Origin of the sequence: Gelidibacter gilvus (assembly GCF_004115975.1) — a bacterium.
GTDB classification, from domain to species: domain Bacteria; phylum Bacteroidota; class Bacteroidia; order Flavobacteriales; family Flavobacteriaceae; genus Gelidibacter; species Gelidibacter gilvus.
The window spans coordinates 97489-120784 of the sequence record NZ_SDDZ01000004.1 but is presented as its reverse complement, the minus strand read 5'-3'; the positions used below and the strand labels follow the sequence as shown (position 1 = coordinate 120784).

At 38.6% G+C, this 23296-nt stretch carries 15 protein-coding genes; 13 read left to right on the top strand and 2 right to left on the bottom strand.

The window, feature by feature from the left end:
- The first annotated feature begins 526 nt into the window (after nt 1–526).
- Genes ESZ48_RS08990 through ESZ48_RS08980 form a run of 3 tightly spaced genes read left to right on the top strand, consistent with a single transcriptional unit; the run spans nt 527 to nt 2073 of the window.
- Nucleotides 527–1069, top strand: a complete 543-nt coding sequence (locus ESZ48_RS08990; protein WP_129017034.1) for an RNA polymerase sigma factor — start codon at nt 527–529, stop codon at nt 1067–1069.
- 33 nt (nt 1070–1102) lie between these two features.
- Nucleotides 1103–1627, top strand: a complete 525-nt coding sequence (locus tag ESZ48_RS08985; protein WP_129017033.1) for a hypothetical protein — start codon at nt 1103–1105, stop codon at nt 1625–1627.
- A complete protein-coding gene (locus ESZ48_RS08980; protein ID WP_129017031.1) occupies nt 1624–2073 on the top strand; it encodes a hypothetical protein in 450 nt (149 codons plus the stop codon). Before ESZ48_RS08985 ends, ESZ48_RS08980 begins: the two co-directional genes overlap by 4 nt.
- An 87-nt stretch (nt 2074–2160) precedes the next feature.
- Here ESZ48_RS08980 and ESZ48_RS08975 read toward each other — a convergent pair whose 3' ends face one another.
- The gene (locus ESZ48_RS08975; protein WP_129017270.1) at nt 2161–3207 is read right to left on the bottom strand and encodes a WD40/YVTN/BNR-like repeat-containing protein; all 1047 of its coding nucleotides are present in this window, start codon (nt 3205–3207) and stop codon (nt 2161–2163) included.
- Between the two features lie 155 nt (nt 3208–3362).
- On the opposite strand from ESZ48_RS08975, the gene ESZ48_RS08970 reads away from it, so the two are divergent.
- From ESZ48_RS08970 to ESZ48_RS08960, 3 genes are all read left to right on the top strand, one after another.
- Complete coding sequence (locus ESZ48_RS08970) at nt 3363–4574, top strand: RsmB/NOP family class I SAM-dependent RNA methyltransferase (RefSeq protein WP_129017029.1); 1212 nt, start codon at nt 3363–3365, stop codon at nt 4572–4574.
- Nucleotides 4575–4851: 277 nt separating this feature from the next.
- Nucleotides 4852–8571: a phosphoribosylformylglycinamidine synthase gene (purL, locus tag ESZ48_RS08965; protein WP_129017027.1), complete on the top strand. Its 3720-nt coding sequence runs from the start codon at nt 4852–4854 to the stop codon at nt 8569–8571.
- 122 nt (nt 8572–8693) lie between these two features.
- Nucleotides 8694–10466, top strand: a complete 1773-nt coding sequence (locus ESZ48_RS08960; protein WP_129017269.1) for an AMP-dependent synthetase/ligase — start codon at nt 8694–8696, stop codon at nt 10464–10466.
- Nucleotides 10467–10497: 31 nt separating this feature from the next.
- Here the strand turns inward: ESZ48_RS08960 and ESZ48_RS08955 are convergent, their stop codons facing one another.
- Nucleotides 10498–12432 carry an LTA synthase family protein gene (locus ESZ48_RS08955; RefSeq protein ID WP_129017026.1) on the bottom strand — a complete coding sequence of 645 codons (1935 nt, stop codon included), beginning with the start codon at nt 12430–12432 and terminating at the stop codon, nt 10498–10500.
- 186 nt (nt 12433–12618) lie between these two features.
- Here ESZ48_RS08955 and ESZ48_RS08950 point away from each other — a divergent pair, with 186 nt between their 5' ends.
- The 7 genes from ESZ48_RS08950 to ESZ48_RS08920 all read left to right on the top strand — a co-directional run bounded on the left by ESZ48_RS08950 (nt 12619) and on the right by ESZ48_RS08920 (nt 23286).
- Nucleotides 12619–13071 carry a MarR family winged helix-turn-helix transcriptional regulator gene (locus ESZ48_RS08950; RefSeq protein ID WP_129017024.1) on the top strand — a complete coding sequence of 151 codons (453 nt, stop codon included), beginning with the start codon at nt 12619–12621 and terminating at the stop codon, nt 13069–13071.
- Between the two features lie 4 nt (nt 13072–13075).
- Nucleotides 13076–15469, top strand: coding sequence for a 3-hydroxyacyl-CoA dehydrogenase/enoyl-CoA hydratase family protein (locus ESZ48_RS08945; protein ID WP_129017022.1), 2394 nt, complete (start codon nt 13076–13078; stop codon nt 15467–15469).
- A gap of 113 nt (nt 15470–15582) precedes the next feature.
- On the top strand, nt 15583–16773 hold the full coding sequence (locus tag ESZ48_RS08940; protein WP_129017021.1) for an acetyl-CoA C-acyltransferase: 1191 nt from the start codon (nt 15583–15585) through the stop codon (nt 16771–16773).
- A gap of 139 nt (nt 16774–16912) precedes the next feature.
- Nucleotides 16913–18718: an acyl-CoA dehydrogenase family protein gene (locus ESZ48_RS08935; RefSeq protein ID WP_129017019.1), complete on the top strand. Its 1806-nt coding sequence runs from the start codon at nt 16913–16915 to the stop codon at nt 18716–18718.
- 268 nt (nt 18719–18986) lie between these two features.
- Complete coding sequence (locus tag ESZ48_RS19545) at nt 18987–20282, top strand: DUF6265 family protein (RefSeq protein ID WP_223266402.1); 1296 nt, start codon at nt 18987–18989, stop codon at nt 20280–20282.
- A gap of 40 nt (nt 20283–20322) precedes the next feature.
- Nucleotides 20323–21660, top strand: coding sequence for a M28 family peptidase (locus tag ESZ48_RS08925; RefSeq protein WP_129017017.1), 1338 nt, complete (start codon nt 20323–20325; stop codon nt 21658–21660).
- Between the two features lie 3 nt (nt 21661–21663).
- The gene (locus ESZ48_RS08920; RefSeq protein ID WP_129017015.1) at nt 21664–23286 is read left to right on the top strand and encodes a M1 family metallopeptidase; all 1623 of its coding nucleotides are present in this window, start codon (nt 21664–21666) and stop codon (nt 23284–23286) included.
- Nucleotides 23287–23296: the final 10 nt, after the last annotated feature.

Sequence of the window (23296 nt, the reverse complement as noted above, 5' to 3'; positions counted from 1 at the left end):
GCTGTTTTAAAATCTCACTTCGTTACTAAATTGAATTATGTTCTGAAAGATCAGATTAAGCTAGAGTGAAAGATCCCGCTAAAAAGCGGGATTAGTTCAACTAGCTGTCTTAAAATCTCACTTCGTTATTAAATTCAATTATGTTCTGGAAGATCAGATTAAGATAGAGTGCAAGATCCCGCTAAAAAGCGGGATTAATTCAACTAGCTGTTTTAAAATCTCACTTCGTTCGTTTTAAAACAGAGTTTCATTAATAAGAAAAGGATGCCACTACCAATGCGCATCCTTTTCATTTTATTGTCAGTGCTTAGGGAGACACTGACGATATAGTAGGTTAGGTAGGTGTAAACATATTACTTTTATTAATACCAAACAAGAAAAAAATGCAATTCATCGGCAATTTCTACTCTTAACCGAATATCAAGCATCTAATGCTCTGATAATCAATAAAAATATTTTAATAATATTTTTTACTTATTGCGTTAAACTTTTCATACCTTCAATTGTCTTATTAAAAAACGCTTTTGTGCACAAAGAAGAGGAACTCATTTTAAGATTAACATCTCAAGCAACCAAAGATTCCGCTTTTAAGGAATTGCTTACGCTGTATAAAGAAAGGTTGTATTGGCATATTCGGAAGATAGTTGTGAGCCATGATGATACAGATGACGTCTTGCAAAACACCTTTATCAAAGTCTATAAAAACATCCATAGTTTTAAGGGCGAGAGCAAATTATTCTCCTGGATATACCGCATTGCAACCAACGAAGCCTTTACACATCTAAAACGTAATTCAAAATTAAAGAGCATTGATAGCCAAGAGTTGCAAGATTATACCATTGATAACCTTGAGGCAGATGTTTATTTTGAAGGTGATGAAATCCAATTGAAATTACAAAAAGCCATCGCCACATTACCGCAAAAACAAAAAATGGTATTCAATATGCGGTATTTTGACGATTTGAAATACTCTGATATGTCAGAGATATTGGAGACCAGCGAAGGGGCATTAAAAGCGTCCTATCACATTGCCGCAAAAAAAATAGAGGCTTATTTAACAAGTGATTAAACCTTTTGCAAAATTAAAAGTCATAGTAATAGCATGAAAAAAAGTCAGTTACATAATATTAAGGAAACAGGGTTCAAAACCCCTGACGCTTATTTTGATTCTTTTGATCAACGCTTGTTCGAAAAACTGGCGGTTCAAAAAGACATGGCTTCCATAGAAGGAACTGGTTTCAAAGTACCAGAAAACTATTTTGAAAATTTTGATACTAAATTACAAGCACGTCTTAAAAATGAAGAGGAACCAAAAGACACTGTAAAAGTCATTCCGATGAGATTCTGGCGAAACGCTGGCGTCATTTCCGGAGTTGCTGCCGCTTTGATACTGATGTTCACCATAGTTTTAAAATCAGATGCTCCATTATCCATCAATCAAGTTGAAACGGCTTCCATAGAAGAGTATTTGAATGATGAAAACCTCAACATCTATGATATTGCCTCTCTTTTAGATGAAGACGATCTGGTCTTGGATAATTTCGTATCTACCACGCTTACCGAGGAGTCCTTAGAAAACTACCTTCTTAATAATACTTCCATCGAAGATTTAATATTTGGAAAATGAAAAAAATAACAATTATTTTATTTGTGATATTGACCTCCTGGTCAACATTCTCACAAGACTCAGATAAAAGGGAAAAAATAAAGTCGCTTAAAGTCGCTTTTATTACTGAGCGCTTGGCCTTGACCCAAACAGAAGCCCAAAAATTTTGGCCGATTTACAATGCCTATGAAACCGAAAAAGATACGCAACGTAAACTTGGCTATGAAAAACGCAACCAAATTTCAGAAGATATTACCGAGGCTCAAGCCAGAGTTATGCTCAATGATCTTATAAAATTTGAAAGAAATAGAGAGAATTTACGTATCGATTTTATCGAAAATCTCTTGAAACAAAATGTGTTACCTGCGAAGAAAATTCTTCAATTGAAAACAGCTGAAGATGAATTCAACCGAAAGATGCTACATGAGTACAGGAAGCGTCATGGTGATAAGCAAGAGAAACCATAAAGTTTAAATTCCAATAAAAAAATCCCAAATTCCAATTGAATAGTCTTGGAATTTGGGATTTTTATTTTTTTGGAATTTATTTTATTTTTATTGAAATTTCAAACGCGCTATTCTCCCCTGTCCCGCAGCGTAAGCCACACTATCATTTAAAAATCGGATGGTATAAAAACCTTCATCGCTCAAATGCTTCCAAGTGCTGCCAGAATCAGAAGAGTAGTCAATTCCTTTAAAACCGATGGCTACAAGTGCTTTTCCGTCGCTATTTGGAACATATTGCACACAACTTCTATAGCCAGGCTCTAGATTATCTCCCACCAATTGCCAAGTTTTTCCGCCATCTGAAGTTCTCATCTTATTGGCTTTCGTTTCTTCAGGTTTTGTATAATCGCCACCAATGGCAAATCCGTTTTTCTCGTCATAAAAATCCACGGAATAAATACCTGTGGTAGGTTCACCATTAATCATTGGCGTTTCAAAAACTTCCCATGACTTGCCTTTATCGCCAGAAAATAATATTCTGCTCGTTTTTCCACCAGTCGCTACCCACGTGTTGTTGCCTATAATCGCAATATTGGTGTTGCTCGCTGCAAAAGCAGCTTCGCCTTCTATGCTTTTTGGTAAGTTATCGCAGGGAAGCTTATTCCAGGTTTTGCCACCGTCTCGTGTAATGATAATACTCATGCAATCATCGGTTGGATCGCCAATTGCAATCCCTTCTTGAGAATTCCAAAAACTTAACGCATCATAAAACACCTTGTCATGCTCCTCTTTATAAACCACTTCCATTTCACCGTTTTCACCTGTCTTAAATAATAAGGCAGGATTTTCTACACTCAGCATAAAAAAATCATTGGCGGTTCTTGCCACTGCCCTAAACTGCAAATTTAAAGTGTCATAATTTTGGGTTGCGGTGGCCCATTCTCCAGTTTGAGGATTATAAAGACCAAAAACGCCGTTGTTAGCAGCAAAAGCTAAGCTTTTATCAGAAGCGACATCAATTGCCCTGATACTTAAAGTGCTGTTGTTAAAAATCTCTTCAATCTCAACTGTGGAGATTTCAGGTATAATAGGTTCTTCTTTTTGTTTACAAGATAGAATGACAATAAACAGAAATAGACAGGTCAAAATTCGCATGGTCACATTTTTTCTGGAAAGATACTTGATATTAGAATCAAAAAAAATAAAATAGTCATGCATTCGTGGCATTTTAACGTAACTTTGCAGTCGCAATTTTTATAATAAAGCTTGCAGTCGTGCAACTTAACGACAAACAATTAATAAATTAAGAAATGAGATTACACAGAAATATATGTTTTGCAGTTATTGATGGATTGATGCTGATATTTAACGAGGGTCAATATGCTGACAAAGTCATCCAACAACTTTTAAAACGCGATAAACGCTGGGGTGCCCGTGATCGTGCTTTTGTTGCAGAAACCACTTATGATATTGTAAGATGGAAACGTTTATATGCTGAAATTGCTGAAGTTAAGGAACCTTTTGACAGAGATAATATTTGGAGAATGTTTGCCGTTTGGGCAACTTTAAAAGGGATCAAACTTCCGGATTGGTCTTATTTTGAAAACACACCTACCCGAAAAATAAAAGGACGTTTTGACGAACTTTCAAAAACAAGAAAATTCAAGGAATCCATTCCTGATTGGATGGATGAATTGGGCGAAAAAGAATTGGGCAACGACGTGTGGACCAAAGAAATTAGCGCATTAAACGAACAAGCGGATGTGATTTTAAGAGTCAATACCTTAAAAACAACCAAAGAAAAGTTACAGGCAGTATTATTCGATTTGGACATTGAAACGGACTTTATCCCAAACTATCCCCATGCTTTAAAATTAAAAGAGCGCGCCAACGTTTTTCAAACGGAAGCATTTAAAGACGGCCATTTTGAAGTTCAGGATGCCTCATCACAATTGGTTGCGGAGTTTTTAAACGTCGAACCTGGAATGCGCGTGGTTGATGCCTGTGCGGGTGCTGGCGGAAAAGCATTGCACATTGCTGCTTTGATGGAAAACAAAGGTCAAGTGATTGCGTTGGATATTTATGAAAATAAACTCAACGAACTTAAAAGACGTGCCAAACGCAACGGAGTTTTTAATGTAGAGACAAGAGCTATAGATTCGACTAAAGTCATTAAAAAACTTCATGACAAAGCCGATCGTGTATTGATTGATGCACCTTGTTCTGGACTGGGAGTACTGAGAAGAAATCCGGATGCCAAATGGAAACTGCAACCTGAATTCATCGAGAAAATAAAGGTAACCCAACAGGAGATCTTGCAACAATACTCTAAAATTGTTAAATCTGGAGGACAAATGGTTTATGCGACATGTTCAATATTGCCGTCAGAGAACCAAGATCAAGTGAAAACCTTTTTAGCTTCAGAAAGTGGCCAGGATTATACATTTGTAAAAGACGAAAAATTACTTGCACATACTTCTGGTTTTGATGGTTTTTATATGGCACTTCTGCAGAAAAAATAAATTAAAATTTAGTGTAAGAACATTGGACAAGTCCCGACAATAGTGCTAGGATTCTCTGTTCATTGAGTTTAAGAATATGTTTTAAACGAAACGTTGGATTTCAATAGTCATTCAAGATTACAAAAAGTAGTTTAACCAGCTTTTCACTTCGACAGAGCGAAGTAAAAGTCGCTTTTATTTATATCTGATTTTGAAATAATATCCTTAAAAAAGACTAATTTTGCACTTTGAAAATACAAACTGTCTGACCAAAAAGTCAGGCATAAACTAAGACATAATGATTCATTTCTTCGGAAACCAAAACAGCAAGGTCTTTGCTGTTCAAGCCACAAAAGAATTAGCAACTGAAACCATCGATAAATTGGTGTGGTTATTTGGCAACCAACCTAAAATAGAACAAGCATCTCTCGATGCTTTTTTTGTTGGTCCTCGTGCTGCTATGATTACTCCTTGGAGTACAAATGCTGTTGAGATCACTCAGAACATGGGCGTTTCTGATATCATTCGTATTGAAGAATTTCAGGCAGTCCCTGAAAATTTCACAGACTTTGATCCGATGATTTCTGAAAAATATAAAGGGATCAACCAAGAGTCATTCACCATTCATATCCAACCAGAACCAATCATCGATATCGATGATATTTCGGGGTATAATCAACAAGAAGGATTGGCTTTGAATGACGAGGAGATTGAATATTTAGAAGATATTTCCAAAAAAATAGGTAGAAAACTGACCGACTCGGAAGTCTTTGGGTTTTCACAGGTCAACAGTGAGCATTGCCGTCATAAAATCTTTAATGGCACGTTCGTGATTGATGGAGATGAAAAGGAACACTCGCTGTTCAAGATGATTCGTGAAACTTCCAATAAAAATCCCAATACGATTGTTTCAGCATACAAAGACAACGTCGCTTTTGTAAAAGGGCCTGTTGTTGAACAATTTGCACCAAAAACAGCGGATAAACCAGATTTCTATCAAATTACAGATTATGAGTCGGTTATTTCATTAAAAGCTGAAACTCATAATTTCCCAACCACTGTTGAGCCTTTCAACGGCGCTGCCACAGGTTCTGGTGGAGAAATCAGAGATCGATTGGCTGGAGGAAAAGGGTCTTTGCCATTGGCGGGAACAGCGGTTTATATGACGGCTTATTCACGATTGGAGGACACGTTAGACGGGGCTCAGGGCAAGCCTTGGGAACAGAAAATGGAAGCCCGTCCGTGGTTGTATCAAACACCAATGGATATTTTAATCAAGGCCAGTAATGGCGCCTCAGACTTTGGAAACAAATTCGGTCAACCCTTGATCTGTGGTTCGGTATTAACTTTTGAACATGACGAAAATCAAGAGGTTTCCACGGGCTCAGAGTCTCCACGCAAACTCGGTTATGATAAAGTCATCATGCAAGCTGGAGGTATTGGTTACGGAAAAGCGGATCAAGCATTAAAAGACACCCCTAAAATTGGTGATAAAGTGGTCATCCTTGGTGGAGAAAACTACCGTATTGGGATGGGTGGTGCTGCAGTATCATCAGCAGATACTGGCGTATTTTCAACAGGTATTGAATTAAACGCTGTACAACGTTCCAATCCGGAAATGCAAAAACGTGCCGCTAATGCCGTACGTGGCATGGTTGAAAGTGAAGAAAACTTTATTGTTTCCATTCATGACCATGGTGCTGGAGGCCATTTGAACTGTTTAAGTGAATTGGTTGAAGATACTGGTGGCCTTATCGATTTAGATAAATTACCGGTCGGAGATCCGACGCTTTCGGCAAAAGAAATAATTGGCAATGAATCGCAAGAACGTATGGGCTTGGTCATTGCAGAAAAGCATTTGGAAATTCTTCAAAGAATAGCAGATCGTGAGCGTTCGCCAATGTATACTGTGGGAGACGTTACTGGAAATCATCGTTTTACTTTTGAATCCAAAACCACAGGTAAAAAACCAATGGACTTGGAAATTAATGACATGTTTGGAAGTTCTCCAAAAACAATCATGACGGATAAAACCATCAGTAGAAATTACGACGCAATCACTTATAAAAAAGATAGATTTTACGATTATTTAGACCAGTTATTGCAATTGGAGGCCGTGGCCTGTAAAGATTGGCTGACTAATAAAGTAGACCGTTGTGTGGGCGGTAAGGTTGCCAAACAGCAATGTGTGGGACCACTACAATTACCATTGAACAATGTGGCCGTAATGGCCTTGGATTATACAGGAAAAGAAGGTGTAGCCACTTCCATCGGCCACTCCCCTATTTCAGGCTTGATTGATCCTATCGCAGGAAGTAGAAATGGCATTACTGAAGCGCTCACAAATATCATTTGGGCACCTTTAAAAGATGGGTTGCAAAGTGTTTCACTATCAGCCAACTGGATGTGGCCTTGTAAAAATGAAGGTGAAGATGCACGTCTTTACGCCGCAGTAAAAGCAGTTTCTGAATTCTCCATCAATTTGGGCATCAATGTTCCTACAGGGAAAGATTCACTTTCCATGAAACAAAAATATCCAAATGAAGAGGTGATTTCTCCAGGAACCGTCATTATTTCGGCAGCAGCAAATTGTAATGATATTACCAAAGTTGTCGAACCTGTTTTAAAGAAAAATGCAGGAAGCATCTATTATATCAATCTTTCTAAGGACGGATTTAAATTGGGCGGTAGTTCGTTTGCCCAAGTTTTGAGTAAAATTGGTAACGAAACGCCTAAAGTTCAGGATGCAGCCTATGTAAAAACAGTTTTCAACATCATTCAAAATTTAATAAAGGATAGTCAAATTGTTGCGGGACATGATGTGGCTTCGGGCGGATTGATCACTACTTTATTAGAAATGTGTTTTGCCGATAACAATTTAGGGGCTGAATTTGATCTGACCGAAATCGGTGAGGACGACTCTTTCAAAATACTTTTTGCTGAAAATGCGGGCATCGTTTTTCAAACTAAAGACGCTTCCGCAGAAAAAATATTAGCTGATGCAAATATTGAGTTTTTCAAGATCGGGAAGGTTGTAGAAGGTGATTTCTTAAATATCATCAATGGAAACGATGTATTTAGCATGACCGTTTCGAAATTGCGTGATATGTGGTATAGAACCTCTTTTCTACTCGATCAAAAGCAAACGGCAAACGGATTGGCAAAAGATCGCTTTGACAACTATAAGCATCAACCGTTACATTATAAATTCCCAGAACATTTTACAGGGAAATTGGAAGGTACGATCAAGTCGCGACTTGACCGCACCGCACGCCCAAAAGCAGCCATTTTAAGAGAGAAAGGATCCAACTCTGAACGCGAGATGGCAAACGCCATGTACCTCGCAGGATTTGACGTGAAAGACGTGCACATGACCGATTTGATTTCAGGACGTGAAACCCTGGAAGACATTCAATTTATTGGCACCGTTGGCGGGTTTTCAAACTCAGATGTTTTAGGTTCTGCAAAAGGCTGGGCCGGTGCCTTTCTATATAATGAAAAAGCAAATCTCGCCTTAAAGAATTTCTTTAAAAGAGAAGACACACTGTCCGTAGGTATTTGTAATGGCGCTCAACTTTGGATGGAATTAGGCTTGGTCAATCCTGAGCATGAAACTCATGGAAAACTGACGTATAATACATCCCATAAACACGAAAGCGGATTTAGCTCAGTAAAAATACAAGAAAACAATTCTGTCATGCTTTCAAGTATGGCAGGAAGTACCTTAGGGGTTTGGATTTCGCACGGAGAAGGGAAATTTAAACTACCATTAACAGAAGATAATTATAACATCGTGGCCAAATATGGCTATGACACCTATCCAGCAAATCCTAATGGATCTGACTATAACACGGCGATGATGTGCGACAAAACAGGTAGACATTTAGTGACCATGCCACATATTGAACGGTCAACATTCCAATGGAATTGGCCGTATTATCCTGAAGGCAGAAAAGACGAAATTTCGCCATGGTTGGAAGCTTTTGTCAATGCACGCAAATGGATTGAAAAGCAATAAAATTTAATTTTTGACCAAATTTAAAAAGGGATTTTACAGATGTAAAAATCCCTTTTTTTATGTCCTCATTTGAATATCCTATTTATTTTCATACTTTGCATATCCTAAACTTCGTAAAACTAATGACTGACGTTACCAGAATTTTTGATTTTCCAAGGTATCAATTGAAACATTATAACCTTGAGAAAGCACTTATTACAAAATATGACGGCCGATGGACCTCAATTTCCACTCAAGAATATATCGATCAAGCCAATGCCATAAGCAGAGGTTTGCTACGCCTTGGTATCCAACCAAACGATAAAATTGCCGTTATTTCTTCCAATAACAGAACCGAATGGAACGTTATGGATATTGGTATTTTGCAAATCGGAGCGCAAAACACTCCTATTTATCCAACAATTTCTGAATCTGATTACGAGTATATCCTCAACCACTCTGGATCGATCGTTTGTTTTGTCTCTGATGAAGAAGTTTTAGCCAAAATCAATGCTATAAAAGCAAATACCAGTCTGAAAGCTGTTTATACTTTTGATGACATTAAAGGTGAAAAAAGTTGGAAAGAAGTTTTAGAATTAGGTAAAGACGAGAGCAATCAACATGAAGTTGAAGCGCGTATGGCTGCGGTGAAACCTAACGATTTAGCCACTTTAATTTATACTTCTGGAACTACAGGAAAACCAAAAGGCGTGATGCTTTCGCACAACAACTTAGTCTCCAATGTCTTGGATAGTCAAAAACGAGTGCCTTTTGAAAACGGAAAATCGAAAGCGCTGAGCTTTTTACCTGTTTGCCATGTTTTTGAACGTATGATTCTCTACCTCTACCAATATTGTGGTGTGGAGATTTATTTCGCAGAATCTATTGAGAAAATGAGCGAAAACCTTCAGGAAGTCAAACCACATGTCATGACTGCGGTGCCACGACTTTACGAAAAGGTATATGATAAAATTGTCGCCAAAGGAGGTGAATTGACCGGTATCAAAAAGAAACTGTTTTTCTGGGCCATAGATTTAGGTCTTCAATATGAACCTTATGGCGCCAACGGCTGGTGGTATGAATTACAGCTCAAACTTGCAAGAAAACTAATTTTCAGCAAATGGAAGGAAGGTCTTGGAGGTAATTTGGATATGATGGTTTCTGGAAGTGCTGCATTACAACCACGACTCACACGAACTTTTGCGGCTGCCGAAATGCCGATTATGGAAGGTTACGGATTAACCGAAACCTCTCCCGTAATATCAGTGAATGATATGCGAAACAAAGGGTTTAGAGTGGGCACTGTTGGAAAAATTATTGATAATGTTGATGTGAAAATTGCTGAGGATGGCGAAATTCTAGTGAAAGGTCCAAATATCATGTTAGGGTATTTCAACGAACCTGAGCAAACGAAGTCGGTGATGACCGGCGATTATTTTCATACCGGTGATATTGGTGAAATAGATAAAGACGGCTTTTTAAAAATAACGGATCGTAAAAAAGAGATGTTCAAAACTTCTGGAGGAAAATATGTTGCTCCAGCATTATTGGAAAACGAATTAAAGCAATCTCGATTTATAGAACAGATCATGGTCATTGGGGAAGGTGAAAAAATGCCTGCCGCATTGATTCAACCTAATTTTGAATTCATCAAAGAATGGATTAAAAAGAAAGATAAAGATGTCCAGTTAGACAATAAGTCCATTATAAAATCAGAAGTTGTATTGACTCGAATCCAAAAGGAAATAGATAAAGCCAATGTGCATTTTGGAAAATGGGAGCAAATCAAGAAGTTTGAATTAACGCCCGATATTTGGTCTATTGAAGGTGGTCAATTAACACCAACCATGAAGATGAAACGCAAAATCATCAAAGAGATGTACAAGGAACTTATTGAGAAAATATATAGACCGTAAACTAAAGAGCTTCATAAAACGAAGCTCTTTTTTATTTATCCATACTCAACTTCTTATCCACAATACGCTCAAAATAATCTTGCAAAAATGCTTTACAAGCTTTTTCAGCAGCTTCCATTTCAGGGGTTTTATTGGCAATCAGATTATTCTCAAGGCTTTTATCGTTAATATCATAAAATCCGGTGGTGAGTTTGCCATCAAAAGCACAGATGAAATTCCCACGTAACATATAATATTGCGATGCGTTATGATTAATTGCAAAAGGCTCTACACCATCATCCGAAACAAGACTTCTTCCCCAGCTTCTAAAAGGTTTATCGTATCCTATAATATCCATTAAAGTAGGATAAATATCAATTTGCTGCGCCAATTCGTTCTTTACTCCTACCAAACTTCCATCCGATTTGTAAAATAGTATAGGTATCGCACGTCTATTGATCGTTTTGTTATACACGTCATAATACACCTGGTTTGGATGATCGGAAGTAATGACAAAAATGGTATTGTCAAACCACGGCTCCTTCTTTGCCGCTTCAAAGAATCGCTTGAACGCATAATCTGTATATCCAACAGGTTCGTGCATTTGAACGTTTCCTTTCGGAAATTTACCATCGTATTTTTTCGGAATCACAAAAGGCTCGTGGGACGTCACAGTAAAAACAGTGCTAAAAAATGGTTGCTGTTTATGGTCTAAAGTCGATTTCATATATTGTAGAAATGGTTCATCCCAAATGCCCCAACTCCCATCAAAATCATCGTCGTTACCGTATTCTTCCATTCCATAATAACGATCGAAACCTAAAATATTACTAAAGCCCAAAAATCCCATAGACCCATTTGGGGCACCGTGAAAAAACGAAGTATCATAATCAAGATCGTTCAAAATAGACACCAAGCTCTCAATTTTCTGATTGGCATAACTTGAAGACGTAAAGGCATCTAGAAACGAAGGAATCCCAGATAAGACAGAAGACATCCCATGAATGGATTTAGAGCCATTGGCAAAAGCATTCGGAAAGATAAGACTGTGCTGCGCCAAAGAATCCAGAAATGGCGTGTAACTCACGTAATTATCAATGTCCATATTCTTATTAAAGGCACCAATATATTCCCGGCCCATACTCTCGGTAATAATGACTACAATATTCGGTTTTGTTGGTTCATTACTAGTGTATTGTTTTATAGGCTTAATGTAAAATTGAATCTCTTCATCCGTAATATTATAATCTACCTTCCTAAAACTTTTAGTACCAAAGGTTCTAATAAATGCAAATGTGGTATTGAGCACTAAATCGGCTTGCTCCATTTTTTTGACATGTTTACTCGCATCTACCAAATTGATAGGTCGCGTACTTTTATTGAAATCGCCGCCCCTGATGCCACCCACTATTAAAGTACCGAAGACAACAAACCCGATAAGAGAAGAGATATAATATGTTTTAGTTGATAACGGATGTGCCAATGGTCGCAGCTTTACCCTTTTGTACAAATAGATCCACAGTAAGCTCACTAAAAGGAACAGAAGATACACGTGCCAATAACTCACCAAAAACCTGAAAAACATAGCCGTTTTATTGGCCTCATTCTCTACCACCTCTAAAACCGATAGCGTTGTTCTGGCAAAATTGAACTTGTAGTAAATGAAATCGACGTAATTAAAGGCATATCCAATCAAATTGGTGATAAAATAAACGTAGAATAATAATTTTTGATACCCTGAGGATTGTGTTACACGAAGCGGTAAAAGCGATAAAAGAATAAAAAGACTGTTGACATATAATATCGCCGCCGTATCAAAAGCCAATCCGTAATAAGACAATTTAAAAAACGCTCCTACAGAATGCACTTCCAAAACATCATAATTATAGAGGAAAAACAAAAATCTCGCGATAAAATAAAAGACATAAGCCAGAAATAGGCGGTAAAGTAGAATTATATATTCCTGTTTCCTAAAGAACAACTTCATGAAAAATAAATGTAATGTTAGTAAAAGCGCAAAAGTACAAATAACTGATTAACCAATATCAAATGGAATGGTTTAATAGTCGGCTAAAACGATTGGAAATACCTTAAAAACTTCTGTGAAAAAAGTTTTCAATTTATTATGCGTGCATAGTAAATTTTTGTATATTTGGAATCCTTATGATTTACAATGAAAGATAAAACCATTGATTATGTTCTTAGAACCACTTGGTTAGCGGTTACTAAAATGTACAACGAAGAAGCTTCCAAGTTTGACAGCACCATGGCGACAGGTTTCGCTTTGCTCAGTATTGATCCAGAAAAAGGAACGCCTTCAACCGCTATGGGCCCAAAAATGGGCATGGAAGCCACAAGTCTATCCAGGACCTTAAAATCAATGGAAGCACGTGGTTTAATTGAGCGACGCCCCAATCCGGAGGATGGACGCGGTGTTTTGATTTTTCTGACCGATTTTGGAAAGAAAAAACGCGCTTACTCCAAAGAAAAAGTGTTGACTTTTAACGAGGCCGTTCGAAAAAACGCTTCAGAAGAACAATTACAGCATTTTTATGAGGTCGCCGAAATCATAAACAACATGATCTCCAATAAAAACATATACAACCAAAAAGAAAATAGTTTATAATAATATGAGCAAACGTAGAATAAAAAAAGTAGCCATTATTGGCTCTGGAATTATGGGAAGCGGTATTGCATGTCATTTTGCCAATATAGGCGTGGACGTATTACTGCTTGATATTATCCCAAGAGAATTGAATGATGCTGAAAAAGCTAAAGGACTGACTTTAGAGGACAAAGCCGTTAGAAACAGAATTGTTAATGATTCTTTGACTGCTTCTCTAAAATCGAAACCCTCTCCTATTTACGACCAATCGTTCGCCAGCAGAATTACCACTGGTAATCTTGAAGACGACATTGCAAAGGTCAAAAATGTGGACTGGATTATGGAAGTTGTAGTAGAGCGCTTGGACATTAAAAAACAAGTCTTCGGAAAACTTGAAAAACACAGAACTCCTGGCACTTTGATTACCTCAAACACCTCAGGGATTCCTATTCATTTTATGAACGAAGGCCGTAGTGAAGATTTTCAAAAGCACTTCTGTGGGACGCATTTTTTCAACCCTGCACGTTACTTAAAATTATTTGAAATTATTCCTGGACCAAAAACATCTCAAGATGTATTGGATTTCCTGAATAATTATGGTGAAAAATTCTTAGGAAAAACCTCGGTCATTGCGAAAGATACGCCAGCGTTTATCGGAAACCGTATTGGGATTTTCGGAATTCAAAGTCTCTTCCATCAAGTGAAAGAAATGGATTTGACGGTTGAAGAAGTTGATAAATTGACCGGACCGGTAATTGGTCGTCCAAAATCGGCCACTTTCAGAACCGTTGATGTTGTTGGTTTGGACACTTTGGTGCATGTGGCCAACGGGATTTACGACAATGCTCCCGAAGATGAAGCCCATGAGCTTTTCAAACTTCCTGATTTCATCAATACGATGGTAGAAAACAAATGGTTAGGAAGCAAAACCGGACAAGGTTTTTATAAAAAGGAAGGTAAGGACATTAGAACCTTAGATTTAAATACGCTTGAATATAGAGATCGGAAATCGGCGCAATTTGCAACTTTAGAACTGACTAAAACAGTGGATAAGGTCATTGATCGTTTTCCAATCTTGATCTCAGGAAAAGATAAAGCGGGTGAGTTTTACAGAAAGAACTTTGCCGCAATGTTCACTTATGTGGCTAACAGAATTCCTGAAATAACCGACGAGCTTTATAAAATAGATGATGCCATGAAAGCCGGTTTTGGCTGGGAACATGGACCTTTCCAAATTTGGGACGCCGTTGGTGTCGAAAAAGGGATTGAATTGATGAAAGCCGAAGGTTTAAAACCTGCCGCTTGGGTAACTGAAATGCTGGAATCTGGCAATAAATCGTTTTACACGATTAAGGAAGGTAATACCTTCTTTTACAATATTCCATCCAAAAAACAAGAAAAAGTACCAGGACAGGATGCGTTTATCATCTTAGATAATATCAGAAAATCTAAAGAAGTTTACAAAAACTCTGGCGTTGTGGTTGAAGATTTAGGAGACGGCATCTTAAATGTCGAATTCCAGTCTAAGATGAATACGATTGGCGGTGATGTGCTTTCCGGATTAAATAAAGCGATAGACCTTGCTGAAAAAGATTTCGCAGGATTGGTTGTAGGAAATCAAGCTGCAAACTTCTCGGTTGGTGCCAATATCGGAATGATTTTTATGATGGCTGCCGAGCAAGAATATGATGAGCTGAATATGGCCATCAAATATTTCCAGGATACCATGATGCGCATGCGATATTCTGCAATCCCAACTATTGCTGCTCCTCATGGAATGGCGCTAGGTGGTGGTTGTGAATTGTCCATGCATGCGGATAAAGTAGTTGCTGCTGCCGAAACTTATATTGGACTCGTAGAGTTTGGTGTTGGTGTGATTCCAGGCGGAGGCGGTTCTAAAGAAATGGCGCTTCGTGCTCAAGACACGTTCAGAAAAGGTGATGTTGAGCTGAACACTCTTCAAGAGTATTTCCTGACCGTTGCAATGGCCAAAGTATCTACGTCTGCTTATGAAGCTTTCGATTTGGGAATCCTTCAAAAAGGAAAAGATATCGTTGTGGTCAATAAAGACAGACAACTGGCTACTGCCAAGGCACACGCTCAACTTATGGCCGACGCTGGGTACACACAACCAATTAAGCGTACCGATATTAAAGTGCTTGGCAAACAAGCGCTCGGGATGTTTATGGTAGGAACAGACGCCATGGAAGACAGCAATTACATTAGTGAACACGATCGAAAAATCGCAAATAAATTAGCTTACGTCATGGCTGGGGGCGACTTATCAGAACCAACTTTAGTCAGTGAGCAATATCTATTGGATTTGGAACGTGAAGCATTTTTGTCTTTGTGTACAGAACGAAAAACTTTGGAAAGAATTCAGCATATGTTGAAGACGGGGAAACCGTTGAGGAACTAGAATCCCATCCCAACCTTCCCAAAGGGAAGGAGACGTGATGTGAAAAAAAGATATTTTAACTTAAATTACCCGCAACAGTTCCCTTTCCTTCGGAAAGGGTTAGGGATAGGAAAATGAAACAAGCATATATAGTAAAAGCATACAGAACCGCAGTTGGGAAAGCACCAAAAGGCGTGTTCAGGTTTAAAAGAGCCGATGAATTGGGTGCCGAAACCATCCAGCACATGATGAAAGATTTACCAAATTTCGATGTCAAAAGAATTGATGACGTCATGGTGGGTAACGCCATGCCAGAGGGCTCACAAGGGTTGAACATGGCACGATTTATATCTTTAATTGGATTGGACAGTGTTGATGTTCCGGGAGTGACGGTCAATCGTTTTTGTTCTTCAGGAATTGAAACTATTGCCATGGCTACAGCAAAAATCCAATCAGGAATGGCTGATTGTATCATAGCCGGTGGTGCAGAAAGCATGAGCTCAGTGCCAATGACCGGATTCAAACCAGAATTAAATTATGACATTGTTAAATCTGGGCATGAAAGTTATTACTGGGGCATGGGAAATACAGCAGAAGCCGTTGCCAACCAATTTAAAGTATCTCGAGAAGATCAAGATGAATTTGCATACCATTCGCACATGAAGGCTTTAAAAGCACAAGCCGAGAATCGTTTTCAAGATCAGATTGTACCTATCACCGTTGATCAAACTTATGTGGATGCCAACGGAAAAAAAGCCACCAAATCTTATACTGTCACAAAAGACGAAGGCCCAAGAGCAGGAACAAGTGTAGAAGTACTTGCAAAATTACGACCAGTATTTGCCGCTAACGGAAGTGTTACCGCAGGAAACTCTTCACAAATGAGTGATGGTGCAGCCTTTGTAATGATCATGAGTGAAGCGATGGTCAAGGAATTGAATTTAGAACCTATTGCAAGATTGGTCAATTATGCCGCTGTAGGTGTTGAACCGCGCATTATGGGTATCGGACCCGTAAAAGCCATTCCAAAAGCCTTGAAATTGGCTGGTTTGGAACAAAAAGACCTAGAATTAATTGAATTGAACGAGGCCTTCGCTTCACAATCCATTGCCGTCATCAGAGAACTCAACCTTAATCCGGACATCGTTAACGTAAACGGTGGAGCAATCGCGTTAGGCCATCCATTGGGATGTACTGGAGCAAAGTTATCTGTCCAGCTTTTTGATGAAATGCGGAAACGCAACATGGTAGGGAAATATGGCGCAGTTACGATGTGCGTTGGTACAGGACAAGGGGCTTGTGGGATATTTGAATTCTTAAAATAGAAAATCCCATCCTAACCTTCCCAAAGGGAAGGAGCAATTGAAAAAAAATTATCGATTAAAATAAATTTTTTAAGAACTATTAATAATAAAATAACCCGCAACAGTTCCCTTTCCTTCGGAAAGGGTTAGGGATAGGAACATGGAAACACAACAAGAAAAAGAAATACTAAGAGGTGGTCAATTCATCGTCAAGGAAACGAAATGCGAAGACGTCTTCACACCAGAAGATTTTAATGAAGAGCAAAAAATGATGCGTGACTCCGTTATGGAGTTTAATGATCGTGAGATTATTCCAAATAAAGACCGATTTGAAGCCAAGGATTATGCCTTGACGGAAGAAGTGATGCGTAAAGCAGGCGACATGGGCTTTTTGAGCGTGTCCGTTCCTGAAGCTTACGGCGGAATGGGAATGAGCTTTGTATCTACCATGATTGTATGTGAATACATTTCTAGCGGCACTGGATCATTCAGTACGGCTTTTGGAGCACATACAGGAATTGGAACGATGCCAATAACACTTTATGGTACTGAAGAGCAAAAGCAGAAATACGTCCCTAAATTAGCGAGTGGCGAATGGTTTGGTGCCTACGCACTTACTGAGCCAGGAGCTGGATCTGATGCCAATTCCGGTAAAACTACGGCAACGCTTTCTGAAGATGGAAAATCTTACAAAATCAACGGACAGAAAATGTGGATTTCCAATGCCGGATTCTGTAGCTTGTTCATAGTTTTTGCTAGAATAGAAAATGACAAAAATATTACCGGTTTTATCGTTGAGCAAGATCCTAAAAACGGTATTACATTAGGTGAGGAAGAAAATAAACTGGGAATCCACGCGTCTTCAACAAGACAAGTGTTTTTTAGCGACACTGTTGTTCCAGTAGAAAATATGTTGGCTGGTCGTGGTGAAGGATTTAAAATCGCCATGAACGCCTTAAATATTGGACGTATTAAATTGGCTGCAGCCTGTTTGGATTCACAAAGAAGAATTACAACAACTGCTATTGAATACGCTAATGAGCGCAAGCAATTCAATACGCGAATCTCAGATTTTGGAGCCATTAAGATGAAGTTAGCCGAAATGGCTACCAGTACATACGCGGGAGAATCGGCGTCTTATCGTGCTGCAAAAAATATTGAAGACCGTATTGCCATGCGCCAAGCGGAAGGAAACTCTCACCAAGAAGCAGAATTAAAGGGCGTTGAGGAATATGCAATTGAATGTTCCATTCTAAAAGTTGCTGTTTCTGAAGATCTTCAAAACTGTGCTGATGAAGGCATCCAAATATTTGGAGGTATGGGCTTTTCTAAAGACACGCCTATGGAAGCTGCCTGGAGAGATGCGCGTATTGCAAGAATCTACGAAGGAACCAACGAAATCAATAGAATGCTTTCTGTTGGTATGTTGGTCAAAAAAGCAATGAAAGGTCATGTTGATCTATTGGGTCCTGCTCAAGCAGTAGCCGATGAATTATTAGGCATCCCTTCTTTTGACACCCCAGATTATTCTGAGTTGTTTGCTGAAGAAAAAGAAATGATTGCTAAACTTAAGAAAGTCTTCTTAATGGTTGCAGGATCAGCAGTCCAGAAATTTGGTCCAGATTTAGAAAGTCACCAACAATTATTGTTGGCCGCTTCTGACATCCTTATTGAGATTTACATGGCGGAATCTACTATTCTAAGAGCTGAGAAAAACGCGAAACGTTTCGGTGAAAAAGAACAGGAAATCCAAATCGCCATGGCGAAATTGTATTTGTACAATGCGGTTTCTATTGTAGAGAAAAATGGAAAGGAAAGTATCATCTCATTTGCCGAAGGCGATGAACAACGTATGTTGTTGATGGGCTTGAAGCGTTTTGTAAAATACACCAACTACCCAGATATCGTAGATTTACGTAATACCATTGCTGAAAAAGTGAAAGCTGAGAACAAGTATAATTTATAATTTAAAAAGCCTTTCCGATTTTAAACCGATGCTTCGGTGCGAAAGGTCCAATACACTTATTGTTTTTGAAATTTTGACTAACATAAATTTGATTAACAAAGAAAAGCCAATTCATTAATTTGAATTGGCTTTTTGATTTCCACCACCAGTGGATTTTAATATCCCAGCGCTTGTCTCCATATAACATCTTAAAAAGTACGACAATAGCTCTCAAAGTTTTATACACAAGTTCAACTCAAAATTATATCTTTATGAAAATAAACCTTCGATGAAATCATTTTATCTAATTCTGTTCGTTTTTAGTTCTATTTTAAGCTTCGCGCAACCCAATACTGAAGTTTTTTTATTTGATTTGAACACTGAGAAAGGTAATTTTCAGCTGTCCAATTTCCAAAACATTTCCAATAATGAAGGTTATGACAACCAACCCTCCTTTATGGATAATCAGACGATTTTATTCGCTGGCACTCGAAATGCACAAACGGATATCGTTAAATACAATCTCAATTACGGTTCAAAAACCTGGATTTGCAATACGGAAGGCGGCGAATATTCCCCACAAAAAATCCCTAACCAAAATGCCGTTTCAGCAATCAGATTAGATCCTGACGGAAAACAGCGTTTATATCGCTACGATTTAAAAAACAGCACAAACACTGTGATTTTAGATACTTTAGTGGTTGGCTATCACCTTTGGTTTGACAATAACACCATTATTTCTTCTGTTCTGGAAGCCGATTATCTGTCTCTTTACAGCTCTGATTTAAAGACAGGCATAAATAAAAAGATAACGACACATGTTGGCAGGTCCTTACATCACATTCCAAATTCCAATCTGATCAGTTTTATTTCTAAAACCACCGAGGGTAAAGCAGAAATTAAATCTTTAAATCTTAAAACTGGCGCGATAAAAACGATAGCTCCTACCCTTTCTGAAGTTGAAGATATGTGCTGGTTGGCGGATGGGAGTATTCTAATGGCTAAAGACGATGCGCTTTTCAAATTCAATCCCAAAAATAAATTGGGGTGGATTGAAGTTGCTTCCTTAAAAACATACGACATTCAAAATCTCAGTCGTGTAGCAATCAGCCCTGATGGAAAAAAAATAGCCATAGTTGGAGAGCTTAAAGCCACGAACACATTAAATAATACATCTGCCATACTAGAGCCCAAACTCGAGAACATCAAATGGATTGCCGGCAATTGGAAAGGTGAAGCGTTTGGTGGTCAAACGGAAGAAAACTGGAGTGAACCTTCTGGTGGTTCTATGATGGCGACCTTTAAATTAATCGATAATGGCGAAGTTGTTTTCTATGAGATTGAAATCATTCGTGAGGTAGAAAATACGCTCATCCTACAGCTCAAACATTTTGGCAATGACCTAAAAGGTTGGGAAGAAAAAGATAAAACCATCGATTTTCCATTGAAAGAAATCACGGAAAACAAAGTGATTTTTGAAGGCATGATTTTTGAAAAAATAAGTGCCAATGAAATGAATATTTATGTCGATATCAAGCAAGACAACCGCAGCGTGGAAACCGTGAAATTTAATTATAAAAAATAATCATCTTAGTTAACGTCACTACAACTTAATAAATCATCATATGAACCAATTAATAAAATCCAGTATTGTATTCCTTATTTGTTTGAATTTAAATGCCCAAACAGATCAAAAAATCTACGATATCATTGAGGCGGTTTCGGTAGACCGAATCAAAGCAGATGTTCAGATTCTTGCAGATTTTGGCACGCGTCACACGTTTAGCGATACGGTGTCAAACACCCGAGGAATAGGCGCTGCAAGGCGTTGGATCAAAAAAGAATTTGAATTGATTTCTAAAGACTGTAATAACTGTTTGGAAGTGTTTTATCAAAAGGACTTTGTGACCAAAGATGTCAAAAAGCGGGTGCCACATGACGGCTGGATTGTTAATGTTGTCGCTATTCAGAGAGGCAGTAAATATCCAAACCGATACATTATCATGAGCGGCGATATCGACTCGCGTGCCAGTGATGTCATGGATTTCAGCATAGATGCACCAGGTGCCAACGACAATGCGTCGGGAATGGCCGGAGCTATTGAAGCCGCTCGAGTGTTATCAACATACAAATTTGAAAGCAGCATTGTTTATGTAGGGCTTTCCGGGGAAGAACAAGGTCTTTTTGGAGGTGCAGGATTAGCTGCTTATGCCAAAGAAAAAGGCTGGGATGTTATTGGGGTGTTCAATAATGATATGATCGGTAATATTGAAGGCGTTGATGGAGTGATTGACAATCGGAGTTTTAGAATATTTTCTGAACCTGTACCGCCAACAGAAACCGATCGTGAGCGAGAAATGCGTCGTTTTTATGGTGGTGAAGTGGATGGAATTTCACGCCAATTGGCACGTTATGTACATAAAACCACCCAAACCTATATGCCAGAAATGAATCCGATGATGGTTTATAGACTCGACCGTTTTGGTCGCGGCGGCCATCATCGACCGTTCAACGATTTGGGATTTGCCGGCATCCGCATCATGGAAGCCCACGAGAATTATACCCAGCAACATCAAGATATTCGTTTAGAAGATGGCATTAATTATGGCGATACTTTTGAACATGTAAATTTCCCCTATGCTGCAAAATTAACCGCAGTCAATGCTATCAATATGGCAAGTTTGGCCTCTGCGCCGCCGCCACCGAAAACCGTGGCCATTGGGGGCATTGTGGAAGCTTCCGCAAAATTGAAATGGGACAAAGTGGATGGTGCCAAAGGGTACAAGATTTATTGGAGAGACACCACCTCACCTACTTGGGACCATTCCAGATATGTGGGCGACCTTGAAGAATTCACATTAAATGGGATTGTTATTGACAATTCGTATTTTGGTGTTGCTTCCGTAGGCAAAGATGGTTATGAAAGTGTGGTGGTTTTTCCAAATTCAATCTTAAGAAATTAGAAAATGAACAAATATATTTTTTCCCTTTTTGTGATAGTGATTTTCCAAACTACAAATGCCCAAAATCAAATTTTTACAAAACAGGATAGTTTAAGAGGTTCGATAACTCCTGAGCGTGTTTGGTGGGATTTGACCTATTATCATTTGGATATTTCTGTTGATCCGAGTACCAAATCAATAAAAGGAAAAAACTCAGTGTATTATAAGGTTCTTGAACCAAATTCAGTGCTCCAAATTGATTTACAATCGCCATTGATCATCACTAAAGTAACTCAAAATGGTAAAGAATTGGAGGTAGAAACTGATGGCAATGCTCATTTTATCACATTAAAAAACGATCAGAAAAAAGGAAGTCTTCAAAGTTTGGACGTTTATTATAAAGGTCAGCCCCAAGAAGCCAAAAGAGCACCTTGGGATGGTGGCTTTTCTTGGAAAAAAGATGACAATGGTAATGATTTTGTTGCCACTTCTTGCCAAGGTCTTGGTGCCAGTGTTTGGTGGCCCAACAAAGACCATATGTACGATGAAGTGGACAGTATGCTCATCAGTGTTAGAGTTCCAAAGGCTTTGATGGAAGTTTCCAACGGCCAATTGCGCAGTGTTGTAGACCATAAAGACGGTACAAAAACCTATCATTGGTTTGTCAACAATCCCATAAATAATTATGGTGTCAATGTGAATATTGGAGATTACGTACACTTTTCTGAAGACTATAAAGGCGAAAACGGCATCTTGAAAATGGATTACTATGTCCTGAAAGACAATCTGGAGAAAGCCAAGAAACAATTTAAGGATGCACCGCGAATGATGGAAGCATTTGAGCATTGGTTTGGTCCCTATCCATTTTATGAAGATGGCTATAAATTGGTGGAAGTGCCCTATTTGGGAATGGAGCATCAAAGTTCCGTTACATACGGAAATGGGTTTGAAAACGGTTATTTAGGACGGGATCTTTCTGGTACGGGATGGGGATTGAAATTTGATTTCATCATCATCCACGAATCTGCGCACGAATGGTTTGCCAATAATATCACCTATAAAGATATGGCGGATATGTGGATCCACGAGAGTTTTACCGCTTATGCCGAAAGTATCTTTGTAGAGTATTTCTATGGAAAAAAGGCTGGGGCAGAATATGTGATTGGCACACGACAGGGCATCCAAAATGACGCGCCAATTATCGGAGCATATGACGTTAACCAATCAGGGTCTGGAGATATGTACTATAAAGGTGCCAATATGTTGCACACCTTGAGACAGTGGATCAATGATGACGAGAAATGGCGAGAAATCTTAAGAGGTTTGAATGCCACTTTTTATCATCAAACTGTCACTACTGAACAGATTGAAAATTACATCTCTCAAACTTCAGGAATTGATCTCTCCGCTTTTTTTAATCAATATTTGAGAAGTACCAAAATCCCCAATCTGGAATATGAAATAAGAGACCAACAATTGAAGTACCGTTGGACAAATAGTGTCAAGGATTTTGAAATGCCAGTGAAAGTTTCTATTGGTGGAGAAGAATTATGGTTGTATCCAAAAACCGACTGGTCCCTGACCTTAATTAAGACAGATGACCTTAGCGTAAGTAATGATTTTTACGTGACCTCGAAGAAGTTATAACCGAGTATAA

Coding starts and splice junctions, on each gene's coding strand:
- ESZ48_RS08985 (WP_129017033.1), top strand. CDS start 1,103: ATGAAAAAAAGTCAGTTACATAATATTAAGGAAACAGGGTTCAAAACC.
- ESZ48_RS08980 (WP_129017031.1), top strand. CDS start 1,624: ATGAAAAAAATAACAATTATTTTATTTGTGATATTGACCTCCTGGTCA.
- ESZ48_RS08975 (WP_129017270.1), bottom strand. CDS start 3,207: ATGCGAATTTTGACCTGTCTATTTCTGTTTATTGTCATTCTATCTTGT.
- ESZ48_RS08970 (WP_129017029.1), top strand. CDS start 3,363: ATGAGATTACACAGAAATATATGTTTTGCAGTTATTGATGGATTGATG.
- purL (WP_129017027.1), top strand. CDS start 4,852: ATGATTCATTTCTTCGGAAACCAAAACAGCAAGGTCTTTGCTGTTCAA.
- ESZ48_RS08960 (WP_129017269.1), top strand. CDS start 8,694: ATGACTGACGTTACCAGAATTTTTGATTTTCCAAGGTATCAATTGAAA.
- ESZ48_RS08955 (WP_129017026.1), bottom strand. CDS start 12,432: ATGAAGTTGTTCTTTAGGAAACAGGAATATATAATTCTACTTTACCGC.
- ESZ48_RS08950 (WP_129017024.1), top strand. CDS start 12,619: ATGAAAGATAAAACCATTGATTATGTTCTTAGAACCACTTGGTTAGCG.
- ESZ48_RS08945 (WP_129017022.1), top strand. CDS start 13,076: ATGAGCAAACGTAGAATAAAAAAAGTAGCCATTATTGGCTCTGGAATT.
- ESZ48_RS08940 (WP_129017021.1), top strand. CDS start 15,583: ATGAAACAAGCATATATAGTAAAAGCATACAGAACCGCAGTTGGGAAA.
- ESZ48_RS08935 (WP_129017019.1), top strand. CDS start 16,913: ATGGAAACACAACAAGAAAAAGAAATACTAAGAGGTGGTCAATTCATC.
- ESZ48_RS19545 (WP_223266402.1), top strand. CDS start 18,987: ATGAAATCATTTTATCTAATTCTGTTCGTTTTTAGTTCTATTTTAAGC.
- ESZ48_RS08925 (WP_129017017.1), top strand. CDS start 20,323: ATGAACCAATTAATAAAATCCAGTATTGTATTCCTTATTTGTTTGAAT.
- ESZ48_RS08920 (WP_129017015.1), top strand. CDS start 21,664: ATGAACAAATATATTTTTTCCCTTTTTGTGATAGTGATTTTCCAAACT.